Annotated in this window: 18 protein-coding genes; 8 read left to right on the plus strand and 10 right to left on the minus strand. The window is 54.3% G+C overall.

All coding sequences use genetic code 11. The annotated features are described in order from the left end of the window. Window positions 1-3: 3 nt before the first annotated feature. The 3 genes from VIN76_RS02610 to VIN76_RS02620 form a co-directional block, all read right to left on the minus strand. Window positions 4-765 carry an alpha/beta fold hydrolase gene (locus VIN76_RS02610; RefSeq protein WP_332040261.1) on the minus strand — a complete coding sequence of 254 codons (762 nt, stop codon included), beginning with the start codon at window positions 763-765 and terminating at the stop codon, window positions 4-6. Continuing rightward, on the minus strand, window positions 765-1,211 hold the full coding sequence (locus VIN76_RS02615) for a GFA family protein (RefSeq protein ID WP_332040262.1): 447 nt from the start codon (window positions 1,209-1,211) through the stop codon (window positions 765-767). Before VIN76_RS02615 ends, VIN76_RS02610 begins: the two co-directional genes overlap by 1 nt. Before the next feature lie 197 nt (window positions 1,212-1,408). Then, window positions 1,409-2,056 carry a 2-hydroxychromene-2-carboxylate isomerase gene (locus VIN76_RS02620; RefSeq protein WP_332040263.1) on the minus strand — a complete coding sequence of 216 codons (648 nt, stop codon included), beginning with the start codon at window positions 2,054-2,056 and terminating at the stop codon, window positions 1,409-1,411. A 91-nt stretch (window positions 2,057-2,147) separates the two neighbouring features. Between VIN76_RS02620 and VIN76_RS02625 the strand changes: the two genes are divergently transcribed. From VIN76_RS02625 to VIN76_RS02635, 3 genes are read left to right on the plus strand one after another with little or no spacing between them, the layout of a single operon-like run. After that, complete coding sequence (locus VIN76_RS02625; protein ID WP_332040264.1) at window positions 2,148-2,609, plus strand: MarR family transcriptional regulator; 462 nt, start codon at window positions 2,148-2,150, stop codon at window positions 2,607-2,609. Further along, the gene (locus tag VIN76_RS02630; RefSeq protein WP_332040265.1) at window positions 2,599-3,726 is read left to right on the plus strand and encodes an HlyD family secretion protein; all 1,128 of its coding nucleotides are present in this window, start codon (window positions 2,599-2,601) and stop codon (window positions 3,724-3,726) included. Before VIN76_RS02625 ends, VIN76_RS02630 begins: the two co-directional genes overlap by 11 nt. Next, window positions 3,723-5,273, plus strand: a complete 1,551-nt coding sequence (locus VIN76_RS02635; protein ID WP_332040266.1) for a DHA2 family efflux MFS transporter permease subunit — start codon at window positions 3,723-3,725, stop codon at window positions 5,271-5,273. The genes VIN76_RS02630 and VIN76_RS02635 overlap by 4 nt, the downstream gene beginning before the upstream one ends. Window positions 5,274-5,378: 105 nt before the next feature. On the opposite strand, the gene VIN76_RS02640 is transcribed toward VIN76_RS02635, so the two are convergent. The 7 genes from VIN76_RS02640 to ffh all read right to left on the minus strand — a co-directional run bounded on the left by VIN76_RS02640 (window position 5,379) and on the right by ffh (window position 10,496). Beyond that, entirely contained in the window at window positions 5,379-6,404 is a 1,026-nt protein-coding gene (locus VIN76_RS02640; protein ID WP_332040267.1) for an aspartate-semialdehyde dehydrogenase, read from the minus strand. An 84-nt stretch (window positions 6,405-6,488) separates the two neighbouring features. Further along, on the minus strand, window positions 6,489-6,878 hold the full coding sequence (gene rplS / locus VIN76_RS02645) for a 50S ribosomal protein L19 (RefSeq protein WP_332040268.1): 390 nt from the start codon (window positions 6,876-6,878) through the stop codon (window positions 6,489-6,491). Continuing rightward, entirely contained in the window at window positions 6,875-7,621 is a 747-nt protein-coding gene (trmD, locus tag VIN76_RS02650; RefSeq protein ID WP_332040269.1) for a tRNA (guanosine(37)-N1)-methyltransferase TrmD, read from the minus strand. The genes rplS and trmD overlap by 4 nt, the downstream gene beginning before the upstream one ends. Then, window positions 7,618-7,911 carry a hypothetical protein gene (locus tag VIN76_RS02655; protein ID WP_332040270.1) on the minus strand — a complete coding sequence of 98 codons (294 nt, stop codon included), beginning with the start codon at window positions 7,909-7,911 and terminating at the stop codon, window positions 7,618-7,620. The genes trmD and VIN76_RS02655 overlap by 4 nt, the downstream gene beginning before the upstream one ends. Window positions 7,912-7,924: 13 nt before the next feature. After that, window positions 7,925-8,410: a ribosome maturation factor RimM gene (gene rimM / locus VIN76_RS02660; protein ID WP_332040271.1), complete on the minus strand. Its 486-nt coding sequence runs from the start codon at window positions 8,408-8,410 to the stop codon at window positions 7,925-7,927. Window positions 8,411-8,534: 124 nt separating this feature from the next. Next, window positions 8,535-8,993 (minus strand): 30S ribosomal protein S16, encoded by a 459-nt coding sequence (rpsP, locus tag VIN76_RS02665; RefSeq protein ID WP_332040272.1) that lies wholly within the window; start codon window positions 8,991-8,993, stop codon window positions 8,535-8,537. 42 nt (window positions 8,994-9,035) lie between these two features. Beyond that, window positions 9,036-10,496: a signal recognition particle protein gene (gene ffh, locus VIN76_RS02670; RefSeq protein ID WP_332040273.1), complete on the minus strand. Its 1,461-nt coding sequence runs from the start codon at window positions 10,494-10,496 to the stop codon at window positions 9,036-9,038. A 279-nt stretch (window positions 10,497-10,775) separates the two neighbouring features. Here ffh and VIN76_RS02675 point away from each other — a divergent pair, with 279 nt between their 5' ends. The 5 genes from VIN76_RS02675 to ispZ all read left to right on the plus strand — a co-directional run bounded on the left by VIN76_RS02675 (window position 10,776) and on the right by ispZ (window position 16,148). Then, a complete protein-coding gene (locus tag VIN76_RS02675; RefSeq protein ID WP_332040274.1) occupies window positions 10,776-12,419 on the plus strand; it encodes a putative bifunctional diguanylate cyclase/phosphodiesterase in 1,644 nt (547 codons plus the stop codon). A 102-nt stretch (window positions 12,420-12,521) separates the two neighbouring features. Continuing rightward, window positions 12,522-13,340 (plus strand): diaminopimelate epimerase, encoded by an 819-nt coding sequence (gene dapF, locus VIN76_RS02680; protein ID WP_332040275.1) that lies wholly within the window; start codon window positions 12,522-12,524, stop codon window positions 13,338-13,340. Then, a complete protein-coding gene (mtaB, locus tag VIN76_RS02685; protein WP_332040276.1) occupies window positions 13,337-14,608 on the plus strand; it encodes a tRNA (N(6)-L-threonylcarbamoyladenosine(37)-C(2))-methylthiotransferase MtaB in 1,272 nt (423 codons plus the stop codon). Before dapF ends, mtaB begins: the two co-directional genes overlap by 4 nt. Next, window positions 14,608-15,537, plus strand: coding sequence for a signal recognition particle-docking protein FtsY (ftsY, locus tag VIN76_RS02690; RefSeq protein WP_332040277.1), 930 nt, complete (start codon window positions 14,608-14,610; stop codon window positions 15,535-15,537). The genes mtaB and ftsY overlap by 1 nt, the downstream gene beginning before the upstream one ends. Continuing rightward, on the plus strand, window positions 15,534-16,148 hold the full coding sequence (gene ispZ, locus VIN76_RS02695) for a septation protein IspZ (protein ID WP_332040278.1): 615 nt from the start codon (window positions 15,534-15,536) through the stop codon (window positions 16,146-16,148). The genes ftsY and ispZ overlap by 4 nt, the downstream gene beginning before the upstream one ends. Window positions 16,149-16,170: the final 22 nt, after the last annotated feature.

Below are 16,170 nucleotides of genomic sequence, written 5' to 3' on the forward strand. Positions count from 1 at the left end.
CTGTCATGCTTTTAGAAATTTCAGGATTTCCTGTCCCAGTTCCGGCTTGGTTACGCTGCTCATATGGGTACCCGGAACCGCAACATATTGTCCCTTTGGCAGCAACTGTGCAAGTGCTTCCGGATCGCCATTGTCCCGGTCCTCCGACCCGCAAACCACCAGTGTCGGTGTCTCGATCGTCCGGATAATATGCGGCTCCATATCGGAGAATGATTTTAGTAAATGAGTCGCAGCGACCGTATCAATCTCTTGGGTTTTCATGAACTGGATCGCCATCCAGTGCGGATCACCGCGCTTGGCCGTGTCGCGCAATTCTATGGCTTTCAGGAAGAAGCCCTGACGCCGGTGCCAGCCTGAAAGCCCTTCCAGTCCCATGCCGGCCAATATCGCCTTGCGCGGTCTGATTTCTGGCAGCAATTTTGCGGTTGTCCGCGCACCAAGGGAAAAGCCGCCAAGATCATAGTCCGAAAGCTCAAGATGATCGATCAGCGCCAGAACATCCTTTACCAACACATCGTGCGGATAAGCGGCTTCTTCATGCGGAGCTTCGCTTTCACCATGGGCGCGCAGGTCCGGCATGATGACCCGAAACCCCGCCTCGGCCAAAAGCGCGGCTTGGCCAAATTTTATCCAGTTGGTTTCGGCATTGGAAAACAGGCCGTGGAGCAGGATGACGGCACGTTGTCCGGCATCGCTCTGGCCCATTTCGTGTATTTTCAGCTTAACGCCATCAAAGGACGCAAAATCCCAACTGCTCGCTTCCACTATATTTTCTCCAAATTATTGCGCCAGGCGATCAGGTCGTCGGGCTGAGTCTGTTGCTGGTCACTCTCCGGATCAAGCGTGATACCGGCTTGTTTTCTGGAAACCCAAAGATGACCGGCAGGTGCGATATCCGATGAAACGTCCAGTGTTCCGACCTTCAGCGTGATATTCTTTGGCGGATTGCTGTCGCTATGCCAAAGCCGCGTTCCGCAATTTCCGCAGAAATAGTTAAATTTCTGCTTCCCGCTATGGGCAATGGTTTCAAATACTTTGGGCGTTCCGGTTACGGTCAGGGCATCAAATGTCATCGGGATGGACATTGAAAAAGCACTCGCGGTTTGTTTCTTGCACTCACCGCAGTGGCAGGCATAGGCGGCGGGCACCGGGCCGTTAAACATATAGCGCACCGCTTCGCATTGGCAGCCGCCGGTTATAACATCAGTCATCAAATGCTCCTCAAACAACCATCCTGCAAAAGTCAAAGTTCACAAAGTTCACACCAAGGAACCTTTATTTTCCGCCATTTCCTACAAAAAATGTTGGATAGCTGTTGGATATTTTCAGGCACCGGAAAACAGAAGGGACAAGGCGAGGGTCATCGCAAGAGCGTAACGTGTGAAGCCGGTGTAGGAAAGCCAATAATCTAACGCTTCTGAAGACCCTTTTGCTTCATTCTCCACACAGCCAGATCAATGCGGTCCTGCCCGAAAAACGGTTCGCCTTCAAATACCAGCGTTGGCACGCCCCAATGACCGGCGGCTTCCAGTGCTTGCTGGTTATCCGCAATTTCCTTGTCCAGCTCTTCGGCCCGCGACTCCGCTTCGCTTTTAAGCTCGGCAAACTCCAGCCCGGCCCGCGTTGCCGCGTCTTCCAGGTGGTCGCCCGTGTGCCAGTCTTTTACGCCGCCCCAGATCAGGCGGGACACTTCATCGGCAAAGGCCAGCCCCTTGCCCCGGTGCGATGCCGCCTGCCCCATGCGGGTTAGCGAAAAGATATAAGGCTGTTCATCGGCGATTTTACGAGTCCTGATATCCTGCACAATCGGGTCGGGATTGGGCGGAGCCAGCGGAATATCCATATACTGCGCGATCCGCAGCACGTCCTTGAAGACATAACGCAGCCAATTCGGGTGATTTTTCTCAAAGAAATCCGGCTCACGGATCGCCAGCGGATAGACAAAGCGCTGATTGATCCGAAGATCATATTCCTGACATAGCGCGACATATCGCCGCGTAGCGAGGTAGCTATAGGGGGAACGAAAAGACCAATATACGTCCGCTTCAAGTGTCATGTCCTTCATATGACACAATTTTTCAGCGTCATCCACGTTTTTTTAAACCTAAGCATTGTATATAATAAATTATGTTATTAATGATTCTGCCATGAGCGATAACATCGGATTCCTTATTGGCGACATTTCCCGCCTGATACGCCGGACCTTTGACAAGCGGGCCAAGTCCATCGGTATTACGCGCCCCCAATGGCGGGTTCTTACATGGCTGCAACGCCACGAAGGACTCAACCAGAGCGCGCTTGCGGAAAGGCTGGAACTGGACGCGATGACGCTGTGCCGGATGGTTGACCGCCTGCAAGCGGCCGAGCTGGTGGAGCGCCGGGCCGATGCCGAGGACAGGCGGGCGTGGAGATTGTTCCTGACCCCCAAAGGCAGCGAAATGATGCAGAAGCTCGCGCCAGTCGGGGAAGAATTGCTTCAGGAGGCAATGACCGGCCTGAATGGTTCCGAACAGGAACAAGTGCTGCAATTGCTGGAGCGGATTCACGCCAATATGCAATCCATCGACAGTGATGATATACAAGAGAAACGAACCGTTAATGGCCGATAACCCCCATCCAGAAATCGACTTGCCCGAAAACAGCGCGGCCCCTGCCCAGCCTGATGCTGCTTCAGGTTCCGGCCAGGATTCCACTGTTCAGAATCAGGCCCGCACTTCTTTGGCGCGGCGTATTGGCCGGTGGGCTTTGATGCTATCCGTTCCGCTGATACTGGCGGGTTTTGGGGTCTATTACTGGATTGACAGCAGCCGCTACGCCACCACCGATAATGCCTATGTCCAACAGGATATTGTCTCTGTTTCAGCGGAAGTTGGCGGCAAAATCATCAAAGTGGCGGTGGGCGAGAACCAGAAAGTCAAAGCGGGTGATTTGCTTTTCGCCATTGATCCTGCCCCGTTTGAACTGGCTGTCGCGCAAAGCAAGGCCCAGATAGCCGCCGCACAGGTGGAAGTGCAAAATCTGGAAACCGACTATCAGGTCAGCGGCGTCGATATCGAGGTTGCCCGCCAGGACATCGCCTTTGCCCAGTCCAATTACCAGCGGCAGGCCGCATTGATGGACAAAGGCTTCACCACTCGCGCGCGACTGGACGCTGCACAGCACGAGGTTGATCTGGCGCGTGCCAAATTGAATTCCGCACTGGCCGATGTGCAAACCGCAAAATCCCGCTTGTCGACAGGTTCGGCTGTTCCCGGTGAAAACCCCGCAGTGGCCAATGCCAAGGCCGCGCATGAACAGAATGAGCTTAATCTTGCACGCACGCGGATCGTGGCCCCCATTAACGGGCGCATTGCCCAGTCTAGCCGTTTGCAAATTGGTCAAATGATGGTGTCCGGTTTGCCGGCAGTCTCCATCGTCGATGATGAAAATAGCTGGATAGAGGCCAATTTCAAGGAAACCGATCTGGCCAAGATGAAAGTCGGCCAGACCGCAAAGATAACATTTGATGCCTATCCCGATCTGGAACTAAGCGGACGGGTTGACAGTATCGGATCAGGAACCGGGTCGGAATTTTCCGTGCTGCCAGCGCAAAATGCCAATGGTAACTGGGTTAAAGTGACACAGCGCGTGCCGGTGCGGATCAAGATTCTGGACAAGTCACCGCGGCGAATGATCGCAGGGCTTTCTGCAGAAGTGACTGTCGATCTGCGCACCGGTACGCAGTGAATTCCGTCAACCCCAATGTAGCGGCGCTGCCGGTTGACAACCGGTTATTGCTCACCGTCGCGGCCATGCTGGGCAATATCATGCAGATATTGGATTCCACCATCGCCAATGTCGCCTTGCCCCATATGCAATCCGGATTGGGCGCAACGCTGGATACAGTCACATGGGTCCTGACCAGCTATATCCTTGCCACGGCAATTGCCATTCCGATTACCGGGTGGATTGCGGACCGGATTGGTTCGCGTAATCTGTTCCTTCTCTCCATTGCGGGTTTCACCGCATCGTCCCTGTTATGCGCCACGGCTTCCAGCCTTGAAATGCTGGTATTCTACCGGGTCATTCAGGGGTTGTCCGGCGCGTTCATCATGCCTTTGTCGCAAACGGTAATGCTGGACATCAATCCGCCCAAGGATCATCCAAAAGCCTTGGCAATATGGGGCATGGGCGTAATGATTGCCCCTATAACCGGACCGATTATCGGCGGATATCTGACCGATAATTTCAGCTGGGAATGGATTTTCCTGATTAACGTTCCGATCGGCATCATCGCCTTTACCATGCTTTGGGCCTTGTTGCCTTCCAAACCCATTACCCGGCGCAAATTTGACTTGTTCGGATTTTCCCTGTTCGCGATCTTCATCGCGTCTTTCCAGCTTATGCTGGACCGCGGCAATGGGGAGGACTGGTTTGAAAGCTGGGAAATCATCATCGAATTCGGGTTGGCAGCCGCCGCATTATGGATGTTTACGATCCATATGACGACGGCGAAGAACACGTTTTTATCCAGAGAATTGTTCAAGGACCGTAATCTGGTCACTGCGATGATTTTGATGATTGTCGCGGGGGTTGCGATGTTTTCGGTCATGGCATTGTTGCCGCCAATGCTTCAGAATATTTATCATTATTCACCGACCGATGCCGGTATCCTTCTGGCCCCGCGCGGAGTAGGCGTCTTTTTGGGCATGGGAATTGCCAGTCGTCTGGCGACCATCGTCGATGCCCGCTGGGTTGTCGCGGGGGGAATGGCGCTGGCGTCCTATTCGGCCTGGATGATGACGGGGTGGAGCCTCGACATGGATCACTGGCCGATTATCACCAGCGGCGTGGTTCAGGGGCTGGGCATGGGGGCATTGTTTGTCACCATGAACATATTGGGGTTTTCCACACTTCCAGCATCGCTTCGCACCGATGCGGCAAGCTTGCTCAACCTGTCACGCACCATCGGGGCGTCAATCGGGATCGCGGTATTTGTCGGCTTGCTTAGCCGCAATTGGCAGATCAGCCATGCCGATGTCGCCGGCAATGTAACCGAAGACCGGATGGCCGTGCTCAGCCCCGCCATTATCAGCCGGTTCGGCCAATATGGAGATCAGGCGATGGCCGTAATTGACGGGGAAGTGAACCGGCAAGCATTGATGATCGCCTATATCGGTGATTTCTGGCTGATCGCCGTGGTCACCGGCATTTGTGTGCCGCTGGTATTCCTGATGAAGAAACCCGCGCAGACCAAGGTCGATGCAATGGAAAGTGCCGGTGCGGCGCACTAGATTCTTGGGGCCGGTATCAAGCGCAGCGTCAAATCACCACTGTTTAGGCGTGGTTCGGTAAGCTCAACCCGTCTTGCCGAACCCTTTTCGCCTAATTCTTTTCGTCTAGCCTTTTTTCAACTGGGTGCGTCCCAATAGCTCGGCAATCTGCACGGCGTTTAGCGCAGCGCCCTTGCGGAGGTTATCGGATACACACCAAAGGATCAGGCCATGTTCCACCGTCGGATCTTCGCGGACGCGGCTGACATAGGTGGCGCTGTCGCCAACACATTCAATCGGGGTGATATAGCCTTCGTCCTCGCGCTTATCGACCAGCATGATGCCGGGCGCTTCACGAAGAATATCCTGTGCCTGCTTGGCGGTAATTTCATTTTCAAACTCGATATGGATCGCTTCACTATGGCCGACAAAAACCGGCACGCGCACGCAGGTTGCGGTGAGCTTGATCTTCGGATCGAGGATTTTCTTTGTCTCGACCACCATTTTCCATTCTTCCTTGGTCGATCCGTCATCAAGGAACACGTCAATATGCGGAATGACGTTAAATGCGATCTGTTTGGTGAAGACGTGGTTTTCCTTGGGATCGCCGACAAAAATGGCGCGGGATTGCTCGAACAATTCGTCCATGCCGCTTTTACCGGCACCGGATACGGACTGATAGGTTGATACAACGACCCGCTTGATCGTGGCGGCATCGTGCAGCGGCTTTAGCGCTACCACCATCTGCGCGGTCGAACAGTTGGGGTTGGCGATAATGTTGCGGGCCTTGTAACCAGCAATCGCTTCCGGGTTCACTTCCGGAACGATGAGCGGCACATCGGGGTCCATGCGGTAAAGCGAGCTATTGTCGATCACCACACAGCCAGCGGCAGCCGCTTTCGGCGCATATTCCTTGGTCGGTCCGGAACCGGCGGCAAACAGGGCAATGTCCCAGCCTGCAAAGTCGAAATGCTCGATATTACGCACCTTGAGCATCTTGCCGGTATCGCCCATTTCAATCTCGGTGCCTTGCGAGCGGGAGGATGCGACAGCTGCGACTTCATCCATCGGGAATTCGCGCTCTGCCAGGATGCTCAATATTTCGCGCCCGACATTTCCGGTCGCACCGACAACTGCTACTTTGTAACCCATGAAACTTTTCCTGTGCTATAAATGAAAACAGCCGGTTTTCCTTTTGGGAGAACCGGCTGCCTGAATGTGGTTATGAAGCTAGCTTTACTTTGCCTCAGTGCCTTTGGCAGGCTGGTTCAAGCGGCGTTCCGCAATACGCGCCCGTTTACCTGTGCGGCCGCGCAGGTAGTAAAGTTTCGCACGACGTACAATACCGCGACGAACCACTGTAATGGATTCAATGTTCGGTGAGTAAAGCGGGAACACACGCTCAACGCCTTCGCCGAAGGAAATTTTCCGGACGGTGAAGTTGGAGCCCATGCCGCGATTCGTGCGTGCAATGCATACGCCTTCAAAATTCTGGGTACGAACGCGTTCGCCTTCAACAACGCGCACACCAATACGCACCGTGTCACCGGCACGAAATTCGGGGATTTCTTTCGATGCTGCAAATGCTTCTACAGCTTCTTTTTCAAGTGTCTGGATCAGGTTCATGACCGATCTTCCTTTTTCTGTCCTTGCGCACCAGAGGGCGACTGATCCGGAGCATCCCTGTGATGCTCCCATAAATCGGGCCGCCTTAGCCGTGTATCTTCCTCTGCTCTTTGTTTCCGCCAAGCAGCTATTTTCGCATGATCCCCCGATCGCAAGATTTCAGGGATAATACGCCCTTCCCATTTCTGAGGCCGGGTAAACTGCGGATATTCCAAAAGTCCGGTTTCGAAACTCTCGTCATCGCCGCTAGAAGAAGCGCCCATTACCCCGGGAAGCAACCGAATGCAAGCATCAAGAAGCACCAAAGCGCCCATTTCTCCGCCCGATAGAATATAATCGCCTATCGACACCTGCTCGATCGGGCGGGCATCGAATATCCGCTCGTCAAATCCTTCAAAACGGCCGCATAATATGGTGACGCCGGGGCCGGAAGCGATTTCCCGCACCCGCGCCTGAGTCAGCGGTTTTCCGCGCGGTGTCATAGCTATTACGGGAGCATCCGGTTGTCGTTCCATCGCATAGTCCACTGCCGAGCCGAGCACATCCGCCCGCAACACCATACCCGCGCCGCCGCCTGCAGGCGTGTCATCAACCGACCCATGCTTGTCGGTGGCAAAGTCGCGCATCTGTATGGAATCGCAGGACCATTTGCCCTCCCCCAGCGCCCTGCCCGCCAGCGATGTGCCGAGCGGTCCGGGAAACATCTCCGGATAAAGGGTCAGGATCTGTGCGGCGAATGTCATGGCTTGCTGCTTCCGGCGTTTTTCATCTCGAGTATCGCAAAGATCATGATCGAGATAGCCAACGCCATCGCAGCATATACCAGCACGGTCCTTAAAGCACTGGCTCCATCAGGCGTTCCGCCGGTAAGCGTGATTAACGCCATGCCCGGAGTGACAATGAGTTGCCCGCCCAATATCGTGCCAGCCATGCGGCCAAATTGTTCCCGTTTGCGGCTGAACTTCCATCCGGCATAAGCGGGAAATGCGGCCAGCACGACGAGTAATGCGATGTAGATTATAGGTCCGCTCACGGCTGCGCCCCGGTCACTCTGCTACAAAGTCCGAAAGCACGACCGCTGGGTCGCTATCCATGTCGATCGCGATGATCGGGACCATGAACTTCTTGCCGTTTTCGCGCTCGATTTCGATGACATCACCGGCGCCAAAATCATAGATTGCGAATATCTTGCCCAGCTCTTCGCCCGTGTCGGAAACACAGCGCAGGCCGATAATATCCATGTGATAAAATTCGTCCTCGCCCAGCTCCGGCAAGGCAGAGCGCGGGACGGTGAGTTCAGTGCCGCGGGCCGCTTCGGCGCCATTGCGGTCGGCAATTTCGGCAAAGCGCGCAATAGCACCCATTTTGTGGGGCTTGACGGTATTCAACGTCAAAGCGCCGCCATTAAAAGTCTTATACTGCTTCAGGCTGTCCAGGCTCTCGCAGAACAGTTTCAGCCGGACTTCACCCGTCACCCCGTGCGCGCCAATGATGACGGCAAGCGGAACAGCCGCCTCTGGTCCGGACGTCATGAGCCCCTCCGCTTCAGACGAGGGGTTGGAGTGGCGGCGACGAGTGACCATCGCCCGCATAGCGAAGCATGTGCCGCGCTATGTTCCATCCCAACCCCGCCCTTAAAAGGGAGGGGCTTATGCATTAACCTTCAGCCTTGTCTTCGGCTGCAGCTTCTTCAGCAGGTGCTTCGGTTGCTGCTGCTTCTTCAGCTGGTGCTTCTTCTGCAGGAGCGGCAGCCGCTTCTTTTGCAGCTTCTTCGGCAGCAGCGGCTTTTTCAGCTTTCTCTTCCAGACGCTCGGTCGCTTTTTCGCCGGGCTTCGCTTTGTTCGGGTTGTTACGCGCTTCGCGTTTCATCAAACCGGCAGCATCCAGGAAACGGGCAACACGGTCGGATGGCTTGGCGCCAACGCTCAACCAATGTTTTGCACGATCAACGTCAAGCACAACACGCTTTTCGTCATCTTTTGCGAGCAGCGGATTGTAGCTACCAATACGCTCGATAAACTTACCATCACGCGGCGAACGAACGTCGGCGATCACGATTTTATAATAAGGACGCTTCTTGGAACCACCACGGGCCATTCTCATTGCAACTGACATAAATAAACCTTTCTAAACAATAATATACGTAAAATTCTGAACCTATTTCTTCTTATTCAACAAATTTGCGAGGTCCGGTGGCAATCCGCCGGGGGTCATGTCGGGCAGGCCCGGCATACCGGACATGCCGCCATTCTGGCCGCCCATTCCAGCGCCAGCAGCGCCGCCCATTCCGCCGAACATGGATGCCAGCCCTTTCAGGCCGCCCATCTTCTTGATCTTCTTCATCGCCTTGGACATTTCCTGATGCATTTTCAGAAGCTTGTTAACCTCTTGCACCGTCGTGCCAGACCCCTTGGCCACACGCACTTTGCGTTTCGCGTTCAACAGGCCGGGGCGCACGCGCTCTTCCTTGGTCATTGAACCGATAATCGCGTCCATCCGGACAAGAACCTTGTCATCCATACCGCCGGCCATCGCAGCCTTGGCCTTTTTCATGCCCGGCATCATCGAGGCCAGCGCACCCAGACCGCCCATCTTGGTCATCTGGCGGAGCTGCGAACGTAAATCATTAAGGTCAAACTGACCCTTGGCCATTTTCGCGGCCAGCGCTTCGGACTCTTCCTTGTCGACTGTTGCTGCAGCCTTCTCGACCAGGCTGACAACATCGCCCATGCCAAGGATACGGCCCGCAACGCGTTCGGGGTGGAATTCTTCCAGCGCGTCAATCTTTTCACCGACACCGACAAACTTGATTGGCTTGCCCGTGACAGCGCGCATCGACAATGCCGCACCGCCGCGCGCATCACCGTCCATACGGGTGAGGACAACACCGCTCAGGTCAACCTGTCCGGAGAAGCTGGACGCCACGTGCACCGCATCCTGACCGGTCAGGGCATCCACAACGAGCAGTGTTTCCTGTGGCCTGGAGATATCGGCAACCGCCTTCATCTCGTCCATCAATTGCTGGTCAACGTGCAAGCGGCCCGCTGTATCGAGCATGAGGACGTCGAAACCCTGCAATTTTGCTGCTTGCAAGGCGCGCTTGGCAATCTCGACCGGCTGCTGGCCCTGAACGATCGGCAATGTCACGGCATTGATTTGCTCGCCCAGAACTGCCAACTGCTCCTGCGCCGCCGGACGATTGACGTCGAGCGAGGCCATCATGACCTTCTTATTCTCTTTGTCTTTCAGTCGCTTGGCAATTTTAGCCGTAGTCGTCGTTTTACCGGAGCCCTGCAAACCCACCATCATGATGACAGCCGGCGGAGTTACAGCAAGATTAAGCTCGCTTACTTCGGAGCCGAGCATTTCTGCCAGCCCGTCATTGACAATCTTGACGACTTGCTGGCCGGGGGTAATGGATTTCAGGACCGACTGGCCAACAGCCTTCTCGGTAATCTTTTCAACAAAATCACGAACAACCGGAAGCGCGACATCCGCCTCCAGCAAGGCGATTCGCACTTCCCGCATTGCTGCGCGGACATCTTCTTCTTTCAGGGCGCCGCGGCCACGCAGCTTGTCAAAGACGCCGCCGAGCCGGTCGCTTAATTTATCGAACATAGCGTCTTCCTTTCTATCGCAACGGCCTGAATTGGCCTAAAACCACTCAACGCAAAAAACGCCGGTGGGCGAAACCTCGCTGACCGACGTGTGAGTTTTTTTGAACTCAAAATTGAAGCCACAGCACAATATGCTGCTATTTGAAATGCGCTTAGCCGATTTCACTCGGCCCTGCAACCCGCAATTCCACTAAAAAAGTTATGCAATCTTAACCTGAAATTGAGAATATTTGGAGAATAAAGACGACGCGTAACACGCTTGGTCAATTTGGAATATAATTTGAATAACGCAGAGAACATAAAGACAGATAAGAGCTCTGCTGCTTCAGGTGGCCCCGACCGATTGTCTGCCTTGATCGTCATTTTTGCGATACTGATGTTCGTGGGCACCGCTGGCACGGTTGTCACCGAAGCCATTGCCGCTTTATCCGGTCATGGCAGTGGTAGCGACAAAATGCTGGTGTCCGCATTCCTGCTGAACATCGCGCTGATATTGTTCGGATGGAAGCGTTACCGCGATCTGGCCGCCGAAGTAGCAGTGAGGAAGGAAGCGGAAGAGCGCGCGCAAAAGCTTGCCATTACCGATCCGTTGACCGGCTGCCTGAACTGCCGGACATTGAAAGACAAGACTTCGGAAATGATTTCGGCTGCACGGGACAAAAATAAAAGCGTCGCATTCCTGATGCTCGATCTCGACAAGTTCAAATATATTAATGACCTTCACGGGCATAGTGCGGGTGACGCTATACTTAAAGCGGTGGTTGAGCGCGTTTCACGCAGCCTTCCGACCCATCATATACTGGCCCGGCTAGGCGGAGATGAATTCGCATGTGCGATGATTTTTGATCCCGATCGACCCGAAATGGTTGCCCGGGTTGCGGAAGATCTGATCGACAATATTTCCGAGCCAGTGGTCGATAACGGCCTTCATATGGAAGTCACAGTGTCCATCGGGGTAGCATTGTATGATGAAGGATTTTCCAGCGTAGATACCTTGATCCGCCGGGCGGATATCGCGATGTACAGTGCCAAAAAACAGGGCCGGAACCGTTTTTGCTGGTTCGATATAGCGATGGAAAATGAGCTTCAAACCCGAAGCATGATTGAATCAAGCATGCGCCAGGGCATACAAGCGGGCGAATTTGCGCCCTGTTACGAACAGCAGGTTGATCTTGCCACGGGTAATCTAACAGGATTTGAAGTTCAGCCCCGCTGGAACTCCCCGACACAAGGCCCTGTCTCACCGGAAATCTTTATCCCGATTGCAGAAGAAAACGGCATAATCGGGGATATTAGCCTGAATGTAATGCGGCAGGCTTTTGAAGACGCCAAATTATGGGACCCGGCCCTGACGCTCTCGTTTAATATATCACCCATACAGTTTCAGGACCGCTGGCTCGCACAGAAAATCGTCAAGCTGCTTGTGGAAACAGGTTTCCCGCCTAACCGGCTGGAGATTGAAATTGCCGAAAGCACATTGCTGGATGATATTGTCCTCGCGCAATCGATCCTCGGCAGCCTGACCAATCAGGGTATTCGCATTGCTCTTGGAAGCTTTGGAGTCGGTTATAGTTCACTGGCCCATTTGCACACCCTGCCCTTTGGCCGGATCAAGATTAACCGCAGCCATGTAACTTCAATTCTGGAAAATCCGGGTAGCGCACAGATTGTGAACGCGATTGCAAAAATGGGCAAAAGCCTTGGCATCCCGATCACAGCGGACGGCATTGAAGATGAAGCGATAGAGGATAAACTGCGCAAAATAGGCTGCGTGACGGGGCAAGGCTGGCACTATGGCCACCCGCTTTCCAATGATCAGACGCATAAGGTTCTGGCCGAACGATCCCTGCTGGTCGATAAAGCGGAAAATGACGCACAGGATGCCGGTGCGAATGGCGTGAAAACAGAGCGCAAAGCCGGATAATCGGTATCAATCTGGCGTTATTAGCCCTGAAATAGCTCTGGCAGCGAACCAATTCCGTCTGAAATGCTGGACTTGCCAAGCCTGCATCCCTAAATCGCCAACATGACACAAGGGCAATTTCACAAGATGCACGGGCTGGGCAATGACTTTGTCATTATAGATGCGCGTGCGCCCGGCCTGTCCGATGCACTCACCATGCCTGCGGCCAAAGCCGCTGCCATAGCCAACCGGCATAGCGGCATCGGCTGTGACCAGCTCATCATTCTCAGGCCATCCGATAAAGCCGACGTCCACATGCAAATCTTTAATGCAGACGGCGGGGAAGTGGAAGCTTGCGGCAACGCAACGCGCTGCGTGGTCAAATTGCTTGGCGAGAGCACGTCCATCGAAACCGGCGGCGGCATGATTTCCGGCCATGTTACGGACAATGGTGCGATTGTCGATATGGGTGAGCCGCGCTTTGACTGGGACGCCATCCCCCTCGCCTATGCGATGGATACGCTTCATATGCCCGTGGGCTGGGAAGATTTGCAAGATCCGGCTGCGGTCAATGTTGGCAACCCGCACGTTATATTCTTTGTCGAGGATAGCGATGCTGTCGAACTCGACCGACTGGGTCCGATGATCGAGGTTGATCCCCTGTTTCCCCAGCGCGTCAATGTGAATGTCGCGCATGTGAAGGACGGCGACATATATTTGCGGGTCTGGGAACGCGGTGCCGGATTGACCCGTGCTTGCGGAACCGGGGCCTGTGCAACCGCTGTCGCCGCGATACAGCGCGGGCTGGTGCAAAGCCCTGTGAACGTGCATCTACCCGGCGGCACGTTGATCCTGTCCTGGCAAAAAGGCGGCTCTATCATGATGCAGGGGCCGACCACTTATGTCTTTACTGGCGAGGCAAACTGGGACGATTTCGGATGAGTGGCCCCGATATTATCAGCATGGGGTGCCGCCTGAATATCGCCGAAAGCGAGGCAATCCGCCAAACTATCAAGGCATCGCGGATCAATGCGGACCAGCTGGTTATCGTCAATAGCTGCGCGGTGACCAATGAAGCCATGCGTCAAACCCGTCAGGCGATCCGGCGTGCCAAGAAAGACAATCCGGACAAGACCGTGGTTGTAACCGGATGCGGCGCTCAGGTTGATCCCGACATGTTTGCGAACATGCCCGAAACATCCGGCGTGGTCGGTAATTTCGACAAATATGATGCCGACAATTTTAAATTCGGACTGGACAGCAACAAACCGGATATCCGGGTATCCGACATCATGCAGGTGCGGGAAACCGCCCCCCATATGGTCAGCGCTTTTGCAGAACGGTCCCGCGCCTTTGTCGAGATACAAAATGGCTGCGACCATCGCTGCACCTTTTGTATCATCCCCTATGGCCGCGGAAACAGCCGGTCGGTTCCGGCAGGGCAAGTCGTGGATCAGGTGCAGGCACTTGTCGGCAAGGGCTTTCAAGAGGTTGTCCTTACCGGCGTCGATGTCACCAGCTATGGTCCGGATTTACCGGGTAGCCCAAGCCTTGGGCTGCTTGTCGAACGCGTCCTGAAACATGTGCCCGGATTGAAACGGCTGCGGCTGTCTTCCGTTGACGGCATAGAGATTGATGATCGTCTGTTTGACATTCTGACTGGCGAGTGCCGGGTGATGCCGCATGTCCATTTGTCGCTTCAGTCCGGCGATAACATGATCCTGAAACGCATGAAGCGCCGCCATAGCCGCGAGCAGGCAATAGAACTGGTCGCGCGCTTAAAGGAAAAGCGCCCCGAAATTGCCATTGGCGCCGATATTATTGCCGGATTTCCAACCGAGACAGAAGAGATGTTTGCGGGCAGTCTGGATATTATAGACCAGTGCGACATTATTCATGGCCACATTTTTCCCTATTCCCCGCGTAAAGGCACGCCAGCGGAAAAAATGCCGCAGGTTGACGGCGCTATCATCAAGAAACGCGCCCGGACTTTGCGGCAAAAGGTCAGCGATAGAGCGCAATCCTGGCGCAATAGTCTTGTCGGCAGCGAGCAAAATGTCCTTTGCGAATTAGACGGCAAAGCGGGATATGCGGAAAATTTTGCCCATGTTATGTTTGAACAAACTGAAAATACCGGGCGTGAAGGCGAGATTATCCCTGTAAAAATCATCTCGTCCGATGGCATGAACCTGATCGGAAGAAAGATATAATGAGCGAAAAACCGGGTTGGAGGGACCGCCTGTTTGGCGGTCTCAGCAAGACATCAGGCCGACTGACCGAGAATCTGACCGGGCTTGTCACCAAGGCAAAGCTCGACGAGGCAACGCTTGATGATATCGAGGATGCTCTCATCATGTCGGATCTTGGACCGGCAACAGCGGCCTCTATCCGGCAAAAGCTCTCTAACGAGCGGTTCGAGAAGGGACTTAGCGAACATGCGGTTCGCGAAATCATCAAATCGGAAATTGCAACTATATTGGAGCCGGTGGCGATCCCGCTGGAGATCGACGCTTTCCCGCGCCCGCAGGTTATATTGGTGATTGGCGTCAATGGTTCCGGCAAGACGACGACCATCGCCAAACTGGCGCATCTGTTCCAGGAACAGGATTACGGCGTCATGCTCGCCGCGGGCGATACGTTTCGCGCCGCTGCGATCGGTCAGCTTAAAGTCTGGGCAGAACGACTCGGCGTTCCGATCATAAGCGGCAAAGAAGGCGGTGACAGTGCCAGCATCGTCTATGAATGCGTCAAACAGGCGACAGCGACCGGCATTGACGTGTTGATTGTCGACACCGCCGGGCGATTGCAAAACCGGACCGAGTTGATGGATGAACTCGACAAGATCCGCCGGGTTTTGGGCCGGCTCAATCCGGAAGCGCCGCATAATGTGGTTCTGGTGCTGGACGCAACAACCGGTCAAAATGCCCTGTCACAGATTGAGGTTTTCAAGGAAGTGGCAAAGGTCACCGGCCTTATTATGACCAAATTGGATGGAACCGCGCGCGGCGGTATACTTGTCGCGGCTGCCAAACAGTTCGCCCTGCCGATACATGCTATTGGAGTCGGGGAAACCATGGAAGATTTGCGCCCATTTGATGCCAATGATCTGGCCGCAGCGATAGCAGGGATAGAAGAATGAGCGATGACGTCATTACCGTAGAACCGAAAAAGGAAAACAAGGGACTGGGCTTCGCGCTTGATTTCGGTCCGCTGCTGATCTTTTTTCTCGTTTATAAATTCGTTGGAATCATCCCCGGAACCGCTGCTTTCATGGCCGCGATCCTGGTAGCGGTCATCGTATCGAAATGGAAAATGGGCAAAATATCGCCTATGCTCTGGCTTTCTGCGGTGCTGGTCATGGGCTTTGGTGCGCTGACCATCTATTTCAATGACCCAAGCTTTATCCAGATCAAGCCGACCATCATCTATGTCGGTTTCGCGGTCATACTGGGCGTCGGATTGTTACGCGGCAAAGCGATGCTGAAATATCTGTTGCAGGCTGCTTATGAAGGCCTTTCCGACGAAGGCTGGCTGAAACTGTCACGCAACTGGGCACTTTTCTTTGTGTTTATGGCCATCCTTAACGAAGTGATGCGCCTGACCATGACTTTTGACCTGTGGTTGACCCTGAAAGTCTGGGGCGTAACCATATTGTCCTTCATATTCGCTATTGCCAATGTCCCCATGCTGATGCGGCACGGTCTGGACGTGGGGCAGAACGATGAGGCAAAAGAACCAACGTCCAAATAAAAACCGCGCCCGTTGTAGGGGC

It is taken from the genome of Parasphingorhabdus sp., assembly GCF_036568145.1.
Lineage (GTDB): Bacteria > Pseudomonadota > Alphaproteobacteria > Sphingomonadales > Sphingomonadaceae > Parasphingorhabdus.